2 protein-coding genes and 1 pseudogene are annotated in these 3,302 nt (G+C 42.6%); all 3 read right to left on the bottom strand.

Features of this window, described 5'->3' with window-relative positions; all coding sequences use genetic code 11:
• Window positions 1–262: 262 nt before the first annotated feature.
• Window positions 263–796, bottom strand: a complete 534-nt coding sequence (locus HSISS2_RS04340) for a dTDP-4-dehydrorhamnose 3,5-epimerase family protein (protein WP_021145575.1) — start codon at window positions 794–796, stop codon at window positions 263–265.
• 58 nt (window positions 797–854) lie between these two features.
• Window positions 855–1,723 (bottom strand): annotated as a pseudogene (gene rfbA, locus HSISS2_RS04345) (glucose-1-phosphate thymidylyltransferase RfbA).
• A 213-nt stretch (window positions 1,724–1,936) separates the two neighbouring features.
• The coding region (locus HSISS2_RS04350) for a PHB depolymerase family esterase (protein ID WP_368000083.1) at window positions 1,937–3,302 on the bottom strand (1,366 nt) is incomplete at its 5' end.

The raw sequence follows: 3,302 nt of genomic DNA on the forward strand, positions 1-3,302 counted from the left end.
TAAGTTTGAACCGATGAAACCTGCACCACCGGTTACGATAATGTTTTTGTATTCAGTCATTTTTTCTCCAAATTTCTTTGTTCCTTAATCGTTCCTTTAGCTAGTGAAGGACGCCAGCAACCCTTCGGTTTCATGGCTAAATTCGGAGCCGAAGTCTCCGAATTTCCCTACAAGGTTCCCTAAGGGAATCTTGTTTTCACTAGGGCAGGAACAATCTTATAGCGCTCCTTGTAGTTGCGATTCTGATGTGCAAATTTCGTTCTTACAAATCCTCTGGTTTGAGTGGTTTAACGTCTTTGAGCAATGGGTGATTTTTGTCTGCTTCTGAGACTTCTGCTTCTTCCAAGTTTTCCCACTTGATATCAAGACTAGGGTCAGCGTAGTAGACAAAGGCGTATTTTGGTTTAAGTTCGAGTGCCCAGTAGTCATTCACAAGATAGCTGTAGGCGACCTTATCAGACAAAACTTGGAAACCATTGGCAACACCACGAGGAACGAAAATTCCTTTTGAGGCATCAATCACTGTTTGGTAGGTATTTCCAAAGGTTTCGCCCTCACGGAGGTCAACCCAAGTTCCAAGGACCTTTCCTTCATCTGCTACTGAGATGTATTTGTCCCATGGCTCAGCATGCAAGCCACGCAAAACATTTTTACGGGAGAAGGAAACGTTATTTTGCAATTTGCCTTCAGCAAAGAATGATTCTGGAAAACCAAGTGGCAACATCTTTTCCTTTTGGAAGTTTTCCTTGAACCAGCCTCGGTTATCACCATGCACTGGGATGTCAAATTCAATCATGCCTGGGATAGCATCAATCTTGTGTGCTGCAAGTTCTTTTCCAAAAATTGTTCAGTCATTATGCTTCTCCAATCAAACGGAGCAAATATTGCCCGTATTCATTCTTCTTAAGTGGTTGTGCCAATTCGAGGACCTGCTCTTTAGTAATGTAGCCCATGCGATAGGCAATTTCCTCAAGGTTAGCCACTTGAACATTTTGCAAACGTTGAACTGTTTCAATGTACTGAGCAGCTTGCAAGAGACTTTCGTGAGTGCCTGTATCCAACCAAGCAAAGCCACGTCCCATAAGTTCAACAGAGAGGTCACCACGTTCTAAGTAAGCCTTGTTAACATCCGTGATTTCAAGTTCGCCACGAGGACTTGGCTTGATATTTTGGCAATTTCCACAACATCATTGTCATAGAAATAAAGACCAGTTACAGCAAAGTTTGATTTTGGATGCTCAGGTTTTTCCTCGATTGAGATGGCATTCATATTGTCGTCAAATTCAACAACACCAAAACGTTCTGGATCCTTAACTTGATAACCAAAGACTGTAGCTCCTTTTTCCTTAGCTTCGGCACGTTGAAGCATAGCAGAAAGACCATTGCCATGGAAAATATTGTCCCCAAGAACAAGGGCAACACTATCATCACCAATGAAGTCTTCACCAATGATAAAGGCTTGAGCCAATCCATCTGGACTTGGTTGTACTGCGTAAGAAAGGGAAATACCGAACTCAGAACCATCACCAAGGAGCTCTTCAAAACGTGGAAGGTCCTGTGGTGTTGAGATGATGAGGATTTCCTTAATACCAGCCAACATAAGCGTTGATAGTGGGTAATAAATCATTGGTTTATCGTAAATCGGCATCAGTTGTTTTGATGCAGCACGAGTCAATGGATACAAACGCGTCCCTGAACCGCCTGCAAGAATAATACCTTTCATAAGAAGGCTCCTTTTTTCTCTAATATATTACCTATATTTTAGCATTTTTCAGCCCTCTTGTCACGGTAAACCCTATGTTCTTAAGCTTTCATTAAGAAAATCACAAGTGTCCATTTTCTTAATCCAATGAAAAAAGGATTTCGATTGAAACCCTTTTAGATTGAAGATAACCTCTTGTAGCACTTTCCTTAGAAAGCGTAATCATCATCTTCTTCAGTGCCTTTGTGCACTCATCCAGTCAAAGATACTGTTATAGGTTTGCCCATTGACACTAGCTCGAGAGCCACCGCCATAGGTTGGGTCAGTGGCTACCATACCACTATAACCATCCCAATTTTTCGTATTTTCAGGATGCTGAACGCCAATCACCTGGTCATGGAAGAAATAAATCCAAGCCCAATGCCCATCATACTCTGTACCAGGAAGATCAGTCCCGGTAGCTGTTTCAAAGTATGAAAACCATTTGTTAGAAGCTCCAGAGGTAATCAAACTCTTGTATAGAGGCAAGACACTATTTTCTGGTTGAACTGTTGCGTCTGCTTTCGTGTGAATCAACCACATAGGCTGGTCCTTCAGTTTATCAATCCCAGATTGGTCAACAGTTAAGGGAGCAGCAATTGGAATGAGAGCTGCAAAATAATCTGGATAGGTTGCTCCCATAGTCAAGACCATACCACCACCATTGGAAACCCCTGCAAGATAAATTCGTCCCTTATCTACCTCTGGGTGATTAGCTAGGTATGTATCAATGGTCTCTTTGAGTTGTGCTGCATTATCCGACCCCCAAGGTGTCTGCGTTTGAACAGCAAGCACATTGACCCCACGCGCCTGATCACCAGTTGTTAAGAAATGGCCTTGAATATCAGACTGGGTAAGCGCATAGACGTCATTTGAAAGAAGGGGGATATTCATATCTGTCCCTCTTTCACCAATGCCGTGTAGCCAGACTATCAAAGGTTTGGTGCTATTTCCTGTACCGGTTTGGGCACTATAAGCCGCATACTGCATATTACCTACCTGCCCTCGCTCATCGAAAACCTCCGTTGTTGGCATCAAACGATTATTGATGGCATCTTGCTCAGAAGACACCATTTGCGACTGACTACTACCTTCTGCCACTACTGACAAATCTTTCATCGATACCATATAACTTTCCAGCCATTGGTTAGTCCAAGTAGAAAGGTTAAAATACATAGGTTCAGCATTTCCACCCATGTTGTAGCGATTATAAGAAGGTAGGCTCAATTCAAGCGTCACGTACTTGCTGTTATCATAATAGACCACATGCCCCTGATCGTCGGACACATAAGAATTCGTCACCTGACGACTAACTCCTGCTGTTGTAACCTGGGTTGAGCTGTGGACAACCTCTGGCGTTACCTTTTGATTAAATTCAAAGATAACCTTGGTCACAGCTGGCCCAAACTCATAACTTTCCAAGACAATACTTGTCTTTGTTACAGCCAAGTCTTCGGCTGCTACTGACTTTACTGACAGGCCTAAACTGATAGCCAACAAGGCTAGTAAGACAGCCATATAAATTTTAACTTTTTGGAACATAGTCCCCTCCCATTTTTTA

The organism is Streptococcus sp. HSISS2, from assembly GCF_000448665.1.
Lineage (GTDB): Bacteria > Bacillota > Bacilli > Lactobacillales > Streptococcaceae > Streptococcus > Streptococcus raffinosi.

Coding starts and splice junctions, on each gene's coding strand:
- HSISS2_RS04340 (WP_021145575.1), bottom strand. CDS start 796: ATGATTGAATTTGACATCCCAGTGCATGGTGATAACCGAGGCTGGTTC.